We start from the raw sequence: 15,190 nt of genomic DNA, 5'->3' as shown, positions 1-15,190 counted from the left end.
GTCCACGTGTAACGCGCGAGCGCGCCAGTGGAGGACAGGGGTTACAAACAGTTGCACATTCTGCGCTAGTGTTACTTTAAGAGCAACTCAGGCCGGGTTGCCGCCGCGCTTCACAAAAAACAGGGCGCCGCCGATGCAGGCCAGCACGGCGCCGAAGAAACGGTTCTGCTTGCGCAGCGCGCCGGCATCGCGGAAATAATGCTGCATGGACGAGGCCAGCAAGGCGTAGCCGTGCATGACGATGGTATCGATGGTCACCATGGTGGCGCCCAGGATCGCCAGCTGCGGCAACAGCGGCAGGGAGTTCGAAATAAAGGTCGGCAGCACCGCGACCATGAAAATGATCCCTTTCGGGTTGGTCGCGTTGGTCAGGAAACCGGTGAGCACGCGCTTTTGCCAGCCTGGATGCGCCACGACCGGCGCGTCGGCGCGGCCGGCGTCGGCGTTGACCGGCGCGCGCCATTGCTGCACGCCGAGATAAATCAGGTACAGGGCGCCGAGCGTCTTGACGATATTAAATGCCAGTTCCGAGGCCAGCAGCAGCGAGCCGACGCCGGCGCCGGCGATGGCGAACACCAGCAGCAGCCCGCATTGCAGGCCGGCCACGGTGGCGCTGGCTTTCCTGAAGCCGTAGGCCAGGCCATGCGACATCGACAGCACCGCGCCGGAACCGGGCGAGATGGCGATCAGCGAGCCGGCGATGACGAAGGCGATCCAGTTGGCAAGCGACATGGGAAGTCGGGGAAGAGGGTGATCGGGATGGCGGGGGTCGAGCTGGGTACTGCAAGGTACAACATGCGCGTGGCCAGGGCGGGGCGCCAAGGCGGGGCGCCAAGGCGAGGCCAGAAACACGCGGCAGCTGAAGCGGCGAAGCCGGTCCGGGACCGACGTCGCCGCTTCAGGCCGCGCGCAGGGCCTTGCTGCTTCGCTTACTTCTTCTTCGGGTTGACCGCAGCCTTCAGGGTCGCGCCAGCCGAGAACTTAGGCGACTTCGACGCAGCGATCTTGATCGCTTCGCCAGTCGATGGATTGCGGCCCTTGCGCGCAGCGCGCTTGGCAACGGAGAACGTACCGAAACCGGTGATCCCTACCGTGTCGCCTTTTTTCAGACGCTCGGTAATGATCTCGATGATCGTGTTTACCGCGCTGTTGGCAGCTGCGCCGGACATTTCTGTACGCTTCGCAAATTCCGCAATCAGTTCGCCTTTTTTCATAAAGAATCCTCCCGTGTTAAAAGAGCGGGAAGATTAGCATAATTATTGCCTAGTGTAATAAATTCTAAAGTGTACGCACAAAAGTAACCCCCGCTGTGACTGGATCACGACGATATCGGGCACGTTCGTGCGGGCCCGAAAAAGGGCCGCGCACAGCTTACTCGGCCAGTGCGGTCTCGGGTCGCGCCTGCGGCAGGCGCATGCGCAGGGCCGCGTTGATCAGGGTCTGGTAGCCCTTGCCGCTCTGTTCGGAGAGCGAGCGGAACTGCTGCAGCACTTCGTCGTCGAGGTAGATGGTGATGCGCGTCTTGCGCTTGACCGGGCGGCCGGCGGCAGGGGTTGCGTTGGAAAAATCGTACTCGGATTTCATGGTGGCCTCGCTTTACATCATCTGGTTGGCTTGCGTCGCTTGGAATCGATCAGGACAGGCCCGGGCTGGCGTGGTCAATGGCCGGGCTTGGCACTGATGTCACTATACGTACATGCCATCGCGACAAGGCGCGGAAAGCGACGGATTGCAGATTTTGGGGGGTGAAACGCAAAATGCAGGGCTGGACGGACTCGGGTTAAGATGCATCCTTTCGACCAACTTTGGAGCAGGACAGATGGCTGCAAGCAGTTTACTGGCATTAATCGACGATATCGCGACCATCCTCGACGATGTCGCCGTGATGAGCAAAGTGGCGGCCAAAAAGACCGCCGGCGTGCTCGGCGACGACCTGGCGCTCAACGCCCAGCAGGTCACCGGCGTGAAAGCGGACCGCGAACTGCCGGTGGTATGGGCGGTGGCCAAGGGCTCGTTCCTCAACAAGGCGATCCTGGTGCCGGCCGCGCTGGCGATCAGCGCCTTTTTACCGTCGGCAATTACGCCGCTGCTGATGATCGGCGGCGCGTACCTGTGCTTCGAGGGCTTCGAAAAAATCGCCCACAAATACCTGCACAGCCCCGATGAAGACGCCGCCCACCACGAGCAACTGGTCAAGGCGCTGACGGACGAATCGGTCGACCTGGTCGCGCTCGAGAAAGAAAAGATCAAGGGCGCGGTGCGCACCGACTTTATCCTGTCGGCGGAAATTATCGTCATTTCGCTGGGCACGGTGGAAGGTGTGGCGTTCGGGCAGCAGGTGGCGGTGTTGACCACGATTGCAATCGTGATGACGGTCGGCGTGTACGGGCTGGTGGCCGGGATCGTCAAGCTCGACGATGCCGGGCTGTACCTGAGCAACCGCGCCAACAGCGCCGCGCAGGCCTTCGGGCGCCTGCTGCTGGCAGCCGCACCCAAGCTGATGAAGACCTTGTCGGTGGTCGGCACGGCGGCCATGTTCATGGTCGGCGGCGGCATCCTGGAGCACGGCTTCCCGGTGCTGCACCATTTCACGGAAAATGCGGCGGCGGCCGCTGGCGCGGTGGGCGGCATCGGTCCGGTGCTCAAGGCGATCGTGCCGACCCTGATCGACGCCATCATCGGCGTGATCGCCGGCGCCCTGGTGCTGGGCGTGGTGCTGGGCGCCAAGCGCCTGTTCAAAGGCAAGAAGGCCGCCGGCCACGCCTGACCATCGTTTAACCCCTCGGTGTCAGGTCTGACACCGGCGGGGGGCTGGCATATCGCCGCGTTCCTTACGCGGAACTGACGAATATATTCAAACTGTTGTTATCAGATCTGCATATTCCTTTTCGGAATTGACATTACTTTCTCTTCGTTCCAGTATGGATTCGCAAGTTTTCAGCTATTCACATGAATGAGTCGATAGGTTAAGTCAAAAGAATATTCTTATTTCACCGAGGGAGCAGGTATGCAGAAACGATTCGCACCGCAGAAGCACGTATTGGCATTATCGATTGCAACGTTGTTTTCCACCGGCGCCGCGCTGGCCCAGGACGCAGCCCCGAATGACACTTCCAATACCGTGGTCGTCACCGGTACCCGCGTCGCCAACCGCACCGCCCTCGACACCGCCTCCCCGGTCGATATCATCTCGGCCGAATCGCTCAAGAACTCCGGCACCACCGAAATCAACCAGGCCCTGGCCGTGGCCCTGCCGTCGCTGAACTTCCCGCGCCCGGGCCTGGCCGACGGCACCGATACCATCCGTCCCGCCACCCTGCGCGGCATGGCGCCCGACCAGACCCTGGTGCTGGTGAACTCGAAACGCCGCCACGCGTCGTCCCTGGTGAATGTGAACGGCACCATCGGGCGCGGCTCGGCCGCCGTCGACCTGAACACGATCCCGACCGCGATCGTCAAGAACATCGAAGTGCTGCGCGATGGCGCCGCCGCCCAGTACGGCTCGGACGCGATCTCCGGCGTGGTCAACCTGCGCCTGCGCAGCAACCGCGACGGCGGCGAAGCGACCGTCAATTACGGCGCGCGCCTGACCGAATACGACTTCCTGACCGGCCCCGCGCCCGCCAACGCCACCTGGCAAGCCCAGAACTCGCGCAAGCGCACCGACGGCCACACCGGCACCGTCAGCCTGTGGAAGGGCCTGGCGCTGGGCGAAACCGGCTACCTGACCATCGCCGGCGAATTCAAGGACCAGAAGCACACCGAACGCAGCGGCTACGACATGCGCCAGCAGTACGCGCTGGTTAATGGCGCCTTCGATCCGCGCGAAAACACCATCAACCGCTTCAACACCTGGTATGGCGAACCGGAAATGAAACAGTCGACCGTGTTCGCCAACGCCGGCGACACGCTCGGCAACGGCGTCAAGGTGTACGGCTGGGCCAGCTACCAGAAGCGCGAGGCCAGCTCGGCCGGCTTCTTCCGCTGGTCCAACGATCCGCGCAACATCCCGTCGATCTTCCCGGACGGCTTCATGCCGATCATCTCGCCCGTGGTCGACGACTTCGCCGCCACCGCCGGCGCCAGCTGGACCATGGGCGACTGGGAAATGGACAGCTCGCTCGGCTATGGCAAGAACAAGATGGCCTTCACCATCGAAAACACGCTGAACCGCTCGATCGGGCCGACCAGCAAGACGTCTTTTGATGCCGGCGGCTTCGAATACGACCAGCTGGTGTTCAACCTGACCGGGGTGCGCTCGATGGCGATGTCCGCCTTGTCCTCGCCGCTGAACGTGGCGGTCGGGGCCGAAGCGCGGCGCGAAGGCTACAGCCTGTTCGCGGGCGAACCCGATTCCTACCGCTTCGGCGGCCAGATGCTGCCGAACGGCCAGCCGACCGCGCCGGGCGCGCAAGTGTTTTCGGGCTTTCGTCCGCAGAATGAATCGGACACGCACCGCACCGCGATCGGCGCCTTTGTCGACGTGGAAGCGAACATCACCCCGCAACTGCTGACCTCGTTCGCCCTGCGCGCCGAGCGCTATTCCGACTTCGGCAACAGCCTGGCCGGCAAGCTGGCGGGCCGCTACGATTTCAGCAAAGCGTTCGCGCTGCGCGCGTCGGTGCAGAACGGCTTCCGCGCGCCCTCGCCGCAGCAGCAGAACTTCACCTCGACGGCCACCAACTTCATCACCGGCGTGCCGTTCGAAATCACCACCTTCCGCCCGACCGATCCGGTCGCCGTGGCGCTCGGCGCCAAGCCGCTCGACGCCGAAAAATCGGTCAACGCCTCGCTCGGCGCCGTGCTGCGCCTGGGCGGCGCGAATGTGACCATCGACGCCTACCGCATCAAGGTGCGCGACCGCATCGTGCTGTCGGAAAACCTGACCTCCGCCGATGTGCGCAACTTCCTGACCAAGCAGGGCTTCATCGGGGTCGGCGGCGGGCGCTTCTTCATCAACGGCGTCGATACCACCACCGACGGCGTGGACGTGGTGGTGAACTGGGCGGCCAATGGCGGCGATATCGGCAAGTTCGACTTCACGGTGGCGGGCAACTTCACCAGCACCGATGTAACCAAAGTACCGGCCACGGCGCAGCTGGCGGCGCTGCCGAGCCCGACGCCGCTGTTCGACCGCCTCAACGTGCTGTCGCTGGAACAGGGCCAGCCGAAGAACAAGTTCAACGCCAGCACCAACTGGAAGCTGGGCCAGATGGGCGCTACCCTGCGCGCCACGCGCTACGGCAAGGTGCTCTCGCCGAACGCCTCGCCGGCGCTGGACGTGACCCTGGCCGCGAAAACCGTGATCGACCTGGAAGGGCGCTACGCGCTCAACTCCAGGCTGAACCTGGCGCTGGGTGCGGAGAATCTGTTCGACAAGTATCCTGAGTCGGTCGGCAATGCGCTCAATCCGAGCGGCAATGCGCCATTCCCGAACTACGCCCCGTTCGGGCGTGGCGGGCGTTACGTGTACGCACGGGCAACCTACGCATTCTGATGTTCTGATTAGTACGGCATCGCGCTGGTCCGGTAGTGATCAGCGCGCTGTTCGTGTTGCACAGCATTCATCCCAATCAGCATGCATCACGCTGACACGCAAGTCCATCTTGCGGCAGCAGGTCCGGCCTGCCTTTCCCTATGCCGAAGGTCCCTTTGAGGATGTTCAGCCTTCTGGCGCGCCCAGTCAAAATCAATCTCTGCGACGCCAATCACGTCCTGCCCATGAGCGCGGGCGCAAAACCCGCTATCATCCCGACTCACGCCGTTTAGCTCCCGCTTGGCCGCGCCGGCACAGCAGCGCGCCCGCCGCCAGGCCCAGCCCGAACGCGCCGTACACCAGCGCCAGCGACGGTCGCGACAGGCGTTGTTCGTAGCCGGACTTGAGACGGTCGGGCGTCATCCGGTAGTCGACGAAGCAGGCCACGGCCGAGGCGGCGCTGGCCCCCGAAACAAGGCCGCGCTGGGTTGCAGATTTCCAGGTATCCATGATGTCCTCGTGGAATGAAAGTGAACGTGTTGCTTGATACAGGCTCTATGGGTATGAACGGTAAGGAGGTCGGATGCGCATTTTGCTGACAGGAGCGAGCGGGTTTATCGGCAGGCATGTGCTGAACGTGTTGCTTGCCGAGGGTTACTACGTGGTGGCGGCCGTACGCAAGCCACCCGCCGCCAGCACGCGAGCGCGCCTGAGCTACATCGAGGCCGACTTCGCCAGGGATACCGATAAATCGGTCTGGCTGGCGCGCCTGGACGGCATCGATGTGGTCATCAACACGGTCGGGATTTTTCGCGAGCATGGCACGCAGACCTTCGCCACGATTCACAGCGATACGCCGCGCGTGCTGTTCGCCGCCTGCGTCGAGTCGGACGATGTGCGCATGGTGATCCAGCTGTCCGCGCTGGGCGCCGACCAGCAGGCCGACACCGCCTATCACCTGAGCAAGAAAGCCGCCGACGATTACCTGGCGCTGCTGCCGCTGCGCTCGGCCATCCTGCAGCCGTCTTTGGTGTACGGCAAAGATGGCGTGAGCGCGCGCGTGTTCCGCACCCTGGCCAGCATGCCCTTCTGCGCCCGCTTCGGCGACGCGCCGCAGCTGGTGCAGCCGATCCACGTGGACGACGTGGCCTGCGCCATCGCCAGCCTGGTGCGGCGTCCGCTGCCGGTCGGCCCGGCCGGCGCCACCGCCCAGCGCATTGCCCTGGTGGGCCAGACCGCCTTGCCGTTCACCGATTATCTGGCGGCATTGCGCAGCGGCCTGGGCCTGGGCAAGCTGCGCGTGCTGCATTTGCCGGCCTGGTGCGGCAAGCTGCTGGCCGGACTTGGGCGGCTGGTGCCGGGCAGCCTGCTCAACCGCGATTCGCTGCGCATGCTCGACCGCGGCAGCAGCGCCGACCCCGGCATGACGGTGCGCCTGATCGGGCGCCTGCCGCGCGCGCTTGCCAGCTTCATCGACGACCCCGCTTGCGAGCGCATGCAGGCCAAGCTGCACTGGCTGATGCCGGTGCTGCGCGTGTCGATCGCGGCGGTGTGGATTGCCACGGCGGCAGTGTCGGCCGGGCTGTATCCGGTCGAGCAGAGTTATCAGTTGCTGGAACGGACCGGCGTGCCGCCCGCGCTGGCGCCCTTCATGCTGTACGGCGCCTGCGCGCTCGACTTGCTGATCGGGATCGGCATCCTGACCTTGAAGCGGCGCCGCTGGCTGTGGGCCGCGCAATTGCTGCTGATCGGCTTGTACACGCTGGTGATCGCCTTCATGCTGCCGGAATTCCTGCTCCATCCCTACGGTCCGCTGACCAAGAACCTGCCAATGCTGGCGGCCATCTGGCTGCTGTTCGAACTCGAAGAGAAGTAAAGCAAGGAAAAGTAATGGACTACATGATCGTCAAATGGGTGCACATCCTGTCGTCGACTTTTCTGTTCGGCACCGGCATCGGCTCGGCCTTTTACATGCTGTTCACCAGCCTGAGCCGCGACGTGCGGGCGATTGCCGTGGTCAGCCGCCATGTGGTGCTGGCCGACTGGATTTTCACCACCACCACCATCATCGTCCAGCCCGTCACGGGCCTGTACATGATCCACCTGGCCGGCTATCCGTGGACCAGCGCCTGGATCATGTGGTCGATCGGCCTGTACTTTTTTGCCGGCGCCTGCTGGCTGCCGGTGGTGTGGATGCAGCTGCGCATGCGCGACATGGCCCAGGTGGCCGCGCGCGAGAATACCGAACTGCCGGCGCTGTACTGGCGCTATCTGCGCTTCTGGGTGGTGCTGGGGATTCCGGCGTTTTTTGCGCTGGTGATCGTGTTCTGGCTGATGGTGGCCAAGCCCGCATGATGCAGAACGTCTTTCCCGCGCGGGAAGTCTTTTCTGCCAGTGGCAGAAAAGACGGTTCTTCAGCCGGCGCTCTCAAGCATGACCGCCCGGCAACGGTACTGGCAAATTCACGCGGAAGCAGCAGCCGCCCGGTTCGCCCGGCAGGCAGCGCACGTCGCCGCCGTGATGACGCGCAATCTGGCGCACCAGCGACAGGCCCAGGCCGACGCCGCCGGCCGACTCGCTCGCGCCCGGCACCCGGTAAAAAGGTTCGAAGATGCGTTCGCGCTGGGCTTCGGGCACGCCGGGGCCGCTGTCGCAGATGTCGAGCACGATCGCGTCTTTCCCTTCCAGGCGCAGGCTGGCATGCACTTCGGTGCCGGCGCCATGGCGCGCCGCATTTTCCAGCAGGTTGCGCACCAGCCGCCGCAGCAGCCTGGCGTCGCCCGCCAGGTTCAAGGCTTGCGCGTCGAAGCTGGCGTTGACGCGCGTGCACTCCTCGGCCACGATGGCGGCCAGGTCGACCTGCTCGTCGCTGCGCGCCAGCTCGGCGGTGGCGTCGAGCCGGCTGGCCAGCAGGACTTCGTCGATTAACTGGTCGAGTTCGCCGATGTTGCGATTGAGCTCGTCGCGAATCGCCGGTGGCGCCTGTTCCTGCATCAGTTCGACCGCCATGCGGATGCGCGCCAGCGGCGAACGCAGTTCGTGCGAGGCGTTCGCCAGCAGGCTTTTCTGCGAACCGACCAGCGCTTCGATGCGCGCCGCCGCCTGGTTGAAGCTGGTCGCCAGGCGCGCCACTTCATCCTTGCCTTCGACCGCCACGCGGGTGCCGAGCTGGCCGCCGCCCCAGGTTTCCACGCTCGATTGCAGACGTTCCAGGCGGCGCGTGAGGCGCCGCACCACCGGGTAGGCGGCGGCCGCGACCATCAGCGCGATCAGCAGCAGGATCGCCAGCAGGCCGTATGAGGCGCTCTTGCCGTAGGCGCGCTGGCCGACCAGCCAGCGGCCGTCCGGCAACTGCAGGGTGAACACGGCCATCGGCCCCAGCAGCCTGCTGTTGCGCTGCGCTTGGGCCAGCGCCGGCAAGGGTTCGCCAGCGGCCGCAATCGGCACGCCCGCCGCCGTGTGCAGCGCCAGGTCGGTTTGCAGGCGCTTGCTCCAGCGGCTCAGCACGGCCTGCTGGTCGGCGCGCGATGCGTCCGCCGGCGGAATGATGCTGGCCGCCAGCTCGGCAACGGCCTCGTTGCCCGAGTTCATGTGTTCCGGATCGTAGGCCCAGTGCACCAGTCCGAACAGGCAGACCGCCAGTCCCAGGCTGACCAGCAGTGCCAGGTAGATGCGCAGGTACAGATGATGCGCCACCGAAAAGCGCCGCTTGCGTCCGCGGTCCCCGCGTTCCCACGGCGGCGCGCAGTCGCGTTCTTCCCTGCGCTTCCTGGCGCGTGCGCGCCACGCGTCCGGCGCCTGCTCGCGCTCCCCGCCGCGCGCGTGCCTACGCATCCTGCACCTTGGCGAACACGTAGCCGGCGCCGCGCACGGTGATGATGCGCCTGGGCTGCTTGGGATCGTCCTCCAGCGCCTGGCGCAGGCGCCCGATGTGCACGTCGATCGAGCGGTCGAAGGGTTCCAGCGACTCGCCCTTGACGGCGTCGACCAGGTGTTCGCGCGAGAGCACGCGCCCGGCGCTGCCGGACAGCGCCAGCAGCAGGTCGAACTGGTAGGAGGTGAGCGTGCGCGGCTGGCCGTCGATGCTGACCCGGCGCGCGCCGCTGTCGATGGCCAGGCGGCCGAACTGGCGCAGGCCGCTGTCGGGCGCGGCCAGTTGCGGGCGGCGCAGCACGGCGCGCAGGCGCGCCAGCAGTTCGCGCGGCTCGAACGGCTTGGGCAGGTAATCGTCGGCGCCCAGTTCCAGGCCGACCACGCGGTCGAACGGGTCGCCCTTGGCGGTGAGCATGACGATCGGCACCGAGGCCAGCGGCGCGCCGAGCGCGCGGATGCGGCGGCAGACATCAAGGCCGTCGGCGTCGGGCAGCATGAGGTCGAGCAGGACCAGCGCCGGGGCGCTCGCCTCCAGCTCGGCCAGGCCGGCGGCAGCCGTGGCGGCGTGCGCCACCTCGTAGCCGTTTTGCTGCAAGTAGGTGACGACCATGCCGGCCAGGCGCTGGTCGTCTTCAATCATCAAGATACGCGGAAGCATGGTGGCGCTGACGTGTCGTCCAAAGTGTCGGAAGGCCCAAGGATACATGGCTGGGATTCGGCGCAGGCGCTCATTGCATGCGTTTTTTCATGTGCGCGGCGAAACGCACGCGCTGGTCAAGCGTGAGCACCTCGGCCGCGTCTTCCACCGCCGCCAGGATGCGCTTGCTGATCTGGTCGACCCGCTCGACTTCCCGCACCCGCAACTGTTCCAGCGCGACCCGGTCGATGGCGGGGGCCGTCAAGAGGTCGTGGGCTTGTTCGTGGCCGGCCTTGAAGTCGCGATGCAAGGGTTGCAGGTCGGCGAAGGCGGCCTTGGCGATGGCCGACACACGCGCCTTTTGCTCGTCCGTGCCGTCGCTCAGCAGGTGCGCGACCATCTTGTCGATGTGCTTGCCGGCGGTGGCGGGGTCCATCGTGGCCAGGTGGGCGCGATGGCCGTGCATGCCGCGCCCTTCGTTGGCGAAGCTGGCGCCGGCCAGGCTCAGCGCCCCGGCGGCCAGGCCGAGGGCGGCGCCGACCAGCCAGCGGCGGCCGCGCCGCTGCGGGCCGTGGCCGTGGCCGCGATCGCCTTGATGATCGTGATCGTGATCGTGGTGATGGTGATGGTGATGGTGATGCCCGTGCTGGTTCGGATTCATGGTCGTGCCTTTCGTAGGGGCGGTTCCAGACTGGCTCCGCATGCTTGTACTGTAGGCGGCGCGCCTGTCCGCTTCATGTGTGGGCGGTAAAGTTTTGTAAAGCGGGTGCTTGCGTGCCTTCGATATTCCCAATACGATGGAAAGCTCGACGACGGAGGTTAGACCATGGAAAACAAGAACGCACTGGCGGCATTGGCCGCGCTGGCCCAGGAATCGCGCCTGGCGGTGTTCCGCCTGTTGATCGAGGCTGGCCCGGGCGGCATGTCGCCGGGCCAGATCAGCGAGAAGCTGGGCATGCCGCCGTCGTCGCTGTCGTTTCATCTGAAGGAACTGACCCACGCGGAACTGATCGCGCCGACCCAGAACGGGCGTTACCTGATCTATGCGGCGCACATGCCGACCATGCAGGCGCTGATCGGGTTTTTAACCGAAAATTGCTGCGGCGGCAATCCGTGCGGTCCGGTGAGCGCACCGCTGGCGGCAGCCACGGCCTGAGCTTGGCGCGCGGCTGGCTTGCCGGTCCGGCAACGCTACCGTAGTAACATTTGCTTACATATTGACATTCAGTTAAAAAACCGGAAGGTGAGATGGCGAACAGTGTTGCCTAATATATAGGCATACTCTGAATGCAAGCATGTTAATACGGGCAGCCCATGAAATACCGGGGAAAGAAAGATCGCAAAGGGTATGGCTTGTCGCGCATGGCCAAGGCGATCGACCGCGCCATCGACGCCTCCTCGGATGAAGAGAAGGCGCGGGCGGCGCGCTGGGTCTCGGCCTGGGGCGCGATCAGCGGGATTTACACGCCCGGCATCCGGCTGCGCCGCACCGACCTGTTCAAGCAGCTGCCGCGCCGGAAGACCACCTCGAACGCCTGACCCTGGCGCACTCCCGCGCGCCCTTAAACCCGTCCGAACGCCCCCATCACAATCCGCGTCGCCGCCGCCAGGATCTCGCTGTTGGCCTTGGCCTGCGGATCGGCCTGGGTGTAGTACAGCGCCAGCACCACCGGCGCGCCCCTGGGCGGGAACACGATGCCGATGTCATTGCTCGACCCGTAGGCCCCGGTCCCGGTCTTGTCCGCCACCGCCCAGCCGGCCGGCACGCCCGCGCGGATGCGGGTGTCGCCGGTGGTGTTGCCACGCATCCAATTTTGCAGCTGGTCGCGCTGGGCCGGCGGCAAGCCGTCGTCCAGCGCCACGCGGCGCAGCAGCGCCGCCATCGCGGCCGGGGTGCTGGTGTCGCGCGGATCGCCCGGAATTGCCGTATTGAGCTCGGTTTCCCAGCGGTCCAGCCGGAACACCGTGTCGCCCACGCTGCGCGCAAAACCGGTCACGCCGCCCGGGCCGCCAATCTTCGCCATCAGCAGGTTGGCGGCGGCGTTGTCGCTGTAGGCGATGGTGGCCGCGCACAGCTCGCCGACCGTCATGCCATCGTCCAGGTGTTTTTCGGTGATCGGCGAATAGGTCACCAGATCGGCCTTGGTGTAGCGCACGCGCTGCTCCAGCCAGCCCGGCACGTTCTTGCCGTGCGCGAGGATGGCGGCCGCCGCGATCGCCTTGAAGGTGCTGCACATGGGGAAGCGCTCATCGGCGCGGTGACCGAGCCGGCGCCCGTCGCCGGTGTCGAGCGCGCCCACGCCCAGGCGCCCGCCGTAGGCCACTTCCAGCGCGGCCAGGCGCGCCTGGGCTTCGGCCAGGGCAGTGCTGGCGCCCGGTGCGCTGGCGCAGGCCGCCAGCAGCGGCGTGCAGGCGCCGGCAATCAAAAGGGTACGGCGGCGTGGGGAAAATGGCATCGAGGAAGTCATGGCGGCTTTCGGTTGAAGGGTGGGCGAGAGGGTGTTGTATAGCCGCCATTCTCCACCATGCATTGTCCCACCTCAACCATTGTCGAGTGGAAATATGGTCTTCTGTGGATACCCCAACTTCGCTTGCGCACAGTGCGCAGGGCCGCCGGGCTGTCCATACGAAAAGGAAACTCCCGATGAAAACAGAACCGTTCCGCCTGAACATTTTTCACAAGCTGGTGATGACTTTGCTGGCGGTGTCCCTGATTCCGCTGATCGGCGTGTGGTACGCGGGCAGCAGCCAGGCGCGCTCCGACGCCACGGCCAACATTTCGCAGCATCTGATCATGACCGCCAGCGGCATCGCCACCGGCATCACCAGCTGGGACGAGGCCAACGTGCGCGCATTGCACCAGAGCGCCAGGCTGGAGGATATCCGCAGCATGGAGGCGACGCGCCAGACCCCGATCCTGCGCGCCCTGGGCGAGACCTACGAATGGGCCTTCCTGGTGTTTACGATCGAGCCGGGCGGCGAAAACATCGCGCGCAGCGACGACAAGCCGCTCACCCGCTTCGGCGAGCGCAGCTATTTCCAGGGCGCGCTGAAAGGCGCGCCGTCGAGCCGCCAGGTGCTGATCAGCAAGTCGACCGGACGCCCCGCGCTCACCATCGCCGTGCCGATCCGCAATGCCATGGGCGGCACGGTCGGCGTGCTGGCGATGGCCATGAAACTGGACGATATTTCCAAGGTCATCAAGGACACCCGCATCGGCGAGACCGGCTACGCCATCCTGCTCGACGCCGACAACAAGGTGATCGCCTCGGGCCGTCCCGACCAGGCCACCGACGCGGTGCAGGACATGAGCAGCTACCCGGCCCTGAAAGTGGACGGCATCGCCGAACAGCCGACCGTGTACGAAGCTGGCGAGAAGCGCATGGTCGGCTACGCGCGCAAGCTGCCGCAGGGCTGGACCTTGCTGGTGGAACAGGACTACGCCGAAGCCTACGCCTCGCTCGACCGCCTGGAAACCGGCGCGCGCGCCCTGATCGTGCTGACCGCCGCGCTGGTAGTGGGGGTGGCGGCGTTCCTGGCCAAGCAGCTGACCATGCCGATCAACCAGCTGATCGTGGTCGCCGAACAATTGAGCAAGGGCGAATTCGCCGCATCGATTCCCGGCATTGCGCGCGGCGACGAGATCGGCTCGCTGGCGCGCGCCATCGAGCGGCTGGGAATCAGCATCCAGATGGCCATCACGCGGCTCAGCCGCAGAGCCTGACGCATCCAGGGAGAACGCCATGACATACCAGGAGTTGATGCCGTTCGGGGCTATCGTGGAGCAATTGCGGCAATTCTGCATCCAGCGCCGCACCGGCACGGCGTTCATCGTCAGCGACGACAACCGCATGGCCCAGGTCCACCTGGACAGCGGCAACATCGTCATGCTGTTGTGCCGCGGGACGCGCGGGGCCGAAGCGCTGGCGGCGATGCGCACCATGCTGCGCGCCAGCCTGCGCTTCGACGACAACTACGTGGCCAAGCCCGATAATCTCACCACCTCGGGCGTGAGCCTGGCTGACCTGCTGGCCGACCCGGCGCCGCTGCGCGCGCACACGCCGTTGGTGGCGGGGGCGGGGGCGGGGCCGCAGCCGCTGCGTCCGCGTCCGGCCCCGGCCGCCTTCGCGAAGGCCGACCTGCTCAAGCTCGAACGCATGCTGGCCGGGCACATCGGGCCGATCGCGACCATCGTCTGCGCCGAGCACGCCAGCGAAGCGAGCAACCTGCGCGAGCTGGTGATGGCGCTGGCAGCCGACATTCCGGACCGCAAGCAGGCCGCCGACTTCCGCCTGGAAGCGGGGCGCGCGCTGGGGCTGGGGGCCGTGTAGGCCGGCTGCGGCTTCACATTGAGCGCATTCCCACTGCACAGGCGCTTGCTACGCTGGCTGCCTGTTCAGTTTCCTTGGAATGCCATGAGTGCCCAGCCAGCCTGCATCACCCCGTCCGCCGTCCTGCCAACAGCGTCCGCCGTCGTCCATGTTTCCATGCGCGCCGCGCTCTGGTTTGCCGGCGTGATCCTGCCGCTCCTTGCGCTCGCGGTGGCGCTGTTTTTCCTGCTGGTGGTGGGCTTCGACCTGCCGCCGGGCATGATCATCCCGGTCTTGTCGATTGCCGCCGTACCGTTGGCCAATGCCCTGCTGCTGCGCGCCCTGGGCAATGCGCGCCCCGGCGTGTCGCGCCGGCTCGGGCACCTGCACGGTTTTGCGACCGGCGTCAGCATCCTGCTGACCCTGTTGCTGCTGCCGCACACAGCAGCCGGCGTGGCCGGCCTGCGCTACTTCGGCGGCGGCCTGCTGCTGCTGGCACCGCTGCTGGCGCTGATGGCGGCCCTGGCCATGCGCCGCCTGCTCACAGCGCACGCGCCGCTGCCGGCCATATGGCCCGGGGTGCTGCTGGCGCTGGCCATGGTCGCCGTGCCCGAACTGCCGCAGGCGCTCACCCAGGCCGGCGTGCACATGGCCACCCGCGACGCACCGGCCACGCGCGCGAATGGCATACGCCTGCTGCGCGCCGCCGGCAGCCAGGAAATCCTGCTGCGCCTGTGCGATACCGGCAACGACCGCCTCGCCAGCCTGACCGACCTGGTCATGGTCAGCAGCGCCGCCGATGCGCGCGAGGCGTTTTACCGCCTCACCGGCAAGCGCTTCGACGACATGCCCGATGCAATGAGGGAAGGGGCCGACTGACTTCACATTGAGCAC

General features: G+C 65.9%; 17 protein-coding genes. 9 read left to right on the top strand and 8 right to left on the bottom strand.

The features are described 5' to 3' along the window. Window positions 1-87: 87 nt before the first annotated feature. The 3 genes from F1609_RS23810 to F1609_RS23800 form a co-directional block, all read right to left on the bottom strand. Window positions 88-732: a LysE family transporter gene (locus F1609_RS23810; RefSeq protein ID WP_167079143.1), complete on the bottom strand. Its 645-nt coding sequence runs from the start codon at window positions 730-732 to the stop codon at window positions 88-90. Window positions 733-929: 197 nt separating this feature from the next. Beyond that, window positions 930-1,214: an HU family DNA-binding protein gene (locus tag F1609_RS23805; protein WP_126074928.1), complete on the bottom strand. Its 285-nt coding sequence runs from the start codon at window positions 1,212-1,214 to the stop codon at window positions 930-932. A 157-nt stretch (window positions 1,215-1,371) separates the two neighbouring features. After that, window positions 1,372-1,584, bottom strand: a complete 213-nt coding sequence (locus F1609_RS23800) for a BrnA antitoxin family protein (protein ID WP_167079142.1) — start codon at window positions 1,582-1,584, stop codon at window positions 1,372-1,374. Window positions 1,585-1,819: 235 nt separating this feature from the next. Here F1609_RS23800 and F1609_RS23795 point away from each other — a divergent pair, with 235 nt between their 5' ends. Further along, window positions 1,820-2,767 (top strand): DUF808 domain-containing protein, encoded by a 948-nt coding sequence (locus F1609_RS23795; protein ID WP_167079141.1) that lies wholly within the window; start codon window positions 1,820-1,822, stop codon window positions 2,765-2,767. Window positions 2,768-3,040: 273 nt separating this feature from the next. After that, window positions 3,041-5,497 carry a TonB-dependent receptor plug domain-containing protein gene (locus tag F1609_RS23790; RefSeq protein ID WP_229422022.1) on the top strand — a complete coding sequence of 819 codons (2,457 nt, stop codon included), beginning with the start codon at window positions 3,041-3,043 and terminating at the stop codon, window positions 5,495-5,497. Between the two features lie 249 nt (window positions 5,498-5,746). Here the strand turns inward: F1609_RS23790 and F1609_RS23785 are convergent, their stop codons facing one another. Beyond that, window positions 5,747-5,986: a hypothetical protein gene (locus F1609_RS23785; protein ID WP_167079139.1), complete on the bottom strand. Its 240-nt coding sequence runs from the start codon at window positions 5,984-5,986 to the stop codon at window positions 5,747-5,749. 73 nt (window positions 5,987-6,059) lie between these two features. On the opposite strand from F1609_RS23785, the gene F1609_RS23780 reads away from it, so the two are divergent. Then, window positions 6,060-7,352, top strand: coding sequence for an SDR family oxidoreductase (locus F1609_RS23780; protein WP_167079138.1), 1,293 nt, complete (start codon window positions 6,060-6,062; stop codon window positions 7,350-7,352). 14 nt (window positions 7,353-7,366) lie between these two features. After that, the gene (locus F1609_RS23775) at window positions 7,367-7,831 is read left to right on the top strand and encodes a DUF2269 family protein (RefSeq protein WP_167079137.1); all 465 of its coding nucleotides are present in this window, start codon (window positions 7,367-7,369) and stop codon (window positions 7,829-7,831) included. Between the two features lie 72 nt (window positions 7,832-7,903). Here the strand turns inward: F1609_RS23775 and F1609_RS23770 are convergent, their stop codons facing one another. The 3 genes from F1609_RS23770 to F1609_RS23760 form a co-directional block, all read right to left on the bottom strand. Then, window positions 7,904-9,310, bottom strand: a complete 1,407-nt coding sequence (locus tag F1609_RS23770; protein WP_167079136.1) for a sensor histidine kinase — start codon at window positions 9,308-9,310, stop codon at window positions 7,904-7,906. Further along, window positions 9,303-10,007, bottom strand: coding sequence for a response regulator (locus F1609_RS23765; RefSeq protein ID WP_187363120.1), 705 nt, complete (start codon window positions 10,005-10,007; stop codon window positions 9,303-9,305). The genes F1609_RS23770 and F1609_RS23765 overlap by 8 nt, the downstream gene beginning before the upstream one ends. Window positions 10,008-10,077: 70 nt before the next feature. Then, window positions 10,078-10,647: a periplasmic heavy metal sensor gene (locus tag F1609_RS23760; RefSeq protein WP_167079135.1), complete on the bottom strand. Its 570-nt coding sequence runs from the start codon at window positions 10,645-10,647 to the stop codon at window positions 10,078-10,080. A 165-nt stretch (window positions 10,648-10,812) separates the two neighbouring features. Here F1609_RS23760 and F1609_RS23755 point away from each other — a divergent pair, with 165 nt between their 5' ends. Together F1609_RS23755 and F1609_RS23750 are read left to right on the top strand one after the other, a co-directional pair. Continuing rightward, the gene (locus F1609_RS23755; protein ID WP_167079134.1) at window positions 10,813-11,142 is read left to right on the top strand and encodes an ArsR/SmtB family transcription factor; all 330 of its coding nucleotides are present in this window, start codon (window positions 10,813-10,815) and stop codon (window positions 11,140-11,142) included. Between the two features lie 158 nt (window positions 11,143-11,300). Then, complete coding sequence (locus tag F1609_RS23750) at window positions 11,301-11,525, top strand: hypothetical protein (RefSeq protein ID WP_167079133.1); 225 nt, start codon at window positions 11,301-11,303, stop codon at window positions 11,523-11,525. A 23-nt stretch (window positions 11,526-11,548) separates the two neighbouring features. Here the strand turns inward: F1609_RS23750 and bla are convergent, their stop codons facing one another. Beyond that, window positions 11,549-12,442 carry a class A beta-lactamase gene (gene bla / locus F1609_RS23745; protein ID WP_167079221.1) on the bottom strand — a complete coding sequence of 298 codons (894 nt, stop codon included), beginning with the start codon at window positions 12,440-12,442 and terminating at the stop codon, window positions 11,549-11,551. A 188-nt stretch (window positions 12,443-12,630) separates the two neighbouring features. Between bla and F1609_RS23740 the strand changes: the two genes are divergently transcribed. From F1609_RS23740 to F1609_RS23730, 3 genes are all read left to right on the top strand, one after another. Then, entirely contained in the window at window positions 12,631-13,710 is a 1,080-nt protein-coding gene (locus F1609_RS23740) for a cache domain-containing protein (RefSeq protein WP_167079132.1), read from the top strand. A 19-nt stretch (window positions 13,711-13,729) separates the two neighbouring features. Next, window positions 13,730-14,317 (top strand): DUF8082 domain-containing protein, encoded by a 588-nt coding sequence (locus F1609_RS23735; protein ID WP_167079131.1) that lies wholly within the window; start codon window positions 13,730-13,732, stop codon window positions 14,315-14,317. 84 nt (window positions 14,318-14,401) lie between these two features. Then, complete coding sequence (locus F1609_RS23730) at window positions 14,402-15,175, top strand: hypothetical protein (RefSeq protein ID WP_167079130.1); 774 nt, start codon at window positions 14,402-14,404, stop codon at window positions 15,173-15,175. Window positions 15,176-15,190: the final 15 nt, after the last annotated feature.

Origin of the sequence: Massilia aquatica, from assembly GCF_011682045.1 — a bacterium.
Classification (GTDB): domain Bacteria; phylum Pseudomonadota; class Gammaproteobacteria; order Burkholderiales; family Burkholderiaceae_D; genus Telluria_A; species Telluria_A aquatica.
Note: the sequence above shows the minus strand (reverse complement) of the source record. Positions and strands in the feature narration are given on the sequence as shown.

Bases quoted from the DNA above. Each gene is read 5' to 3' on its own strand.
- F1609_RS23810 (WP_167079143.1), bottom strand. From the start codon at position 732: ATGTCGCTTGCCAACTGGATCGCCTTCGTCATCGCCGGCTCGCTGATC.
- F1609_RS23805 (WP_126074928.1), bottom strand. From the start codon at position 1,214: ATGAAAAAAGGCGAACTGATTGCGGAATTTGCGAAGCGTACAGAAATG.
- F1609_RS23800 (WP_167079142.1), bottom strand. From the start codon at position 1,584: ATGAAATCCGAGTACGATTTTTCCAACGCAACCCCTGCCGCCGGCCGC.
- F1609_RS23795 (WP_167079141.1), top strand. From the start codon at position 1,820: ATGGCTGCAAGCAGTTTACTGGCATTAATCGACGATATCGCGACCATC.
- F1609_RS23785 (WP_167079139.1), bottom strand. From the start codon at position 5,986: ATGGATACCTGGAAATCTGCAACCCAGCGCGGCCTTGTTTCGGGGGCC.
- F1609_RS23780 (WP_167079138.1), top strand. From the start codon at position 6,060: ATGCGCATTTTGCTGACAGGAGCGAGCGGGTTTATCGGCAGGCATGTG.
- F1609_RS23775 (WP_167079137.1), top strand. From the start codon at position 7,367: ATGGACTACATGATCGTCAAATGGGTGCACATCCTGTCGTCGACTTTT.
- F1609_RS23770 (WP_167079136.1), bottom strand. From the start codon at position 9,310: ATGCGTAGGCACGCGCGCGGCGGGGAGCGCGAGCAGGCGCCGGACGCG.
- F1609_RS23765 (WP_187363120.1), bottom strand. From the start codon at position 10,007: ATGCTTCCGCGTATCTTGATGATTGAAGACGACCAGCGCCTGGCCGGC.
- F1609_RS23760 (WP_167079135.1), bottom strand. From the start codon at position 10,647: ATGAATCCGAACCAGCACGGGCATCACCATCACCATCACCATCACCAC.
- F1609_RS23755 (WP_167079134.1), top strand. From the start codon at position 10,813: ATGGAAAACAAGAACGCACTGGCGGCATTGGCCGCGCTGGCCCAGGAA.
- F1609_RS23750 (WP_167079133.1), top strand. From the start codon at position 11,301: ATGAAATACCGGGGAAAGAAAGATCGCAAAGGGTATGGCTTGTCGCGC.
- bla (WP_167079221.1), bottom strand. From the start codon at position 12,442: ATGCCATTTTCCCCACGCCGCCGTACCCTTTTGATTGCCGGCGCCTGC.
- F1609_RS23740 (WP_167079132.1), top strand. From the start codon at position 12,631: ATGAAAACAGAACCGTTCCGCCTGAACATTTTTCACAAGCTGGTGATG.
- F1609_RS23735 (WP_167079131.1), top strand. From the start codon at position 13,730: ATGACATACCAGGAGTTGATGCCGTTCGGGGCTATCGTGGAGCAATTG.
- F1609_RS23730 (WP_167079130.1), top strand. From the start codon at position 14,402: ATGAGTGCCCAGCCAGCCTGCATCACCCCGTCCGCCGTCCTGCCAACA.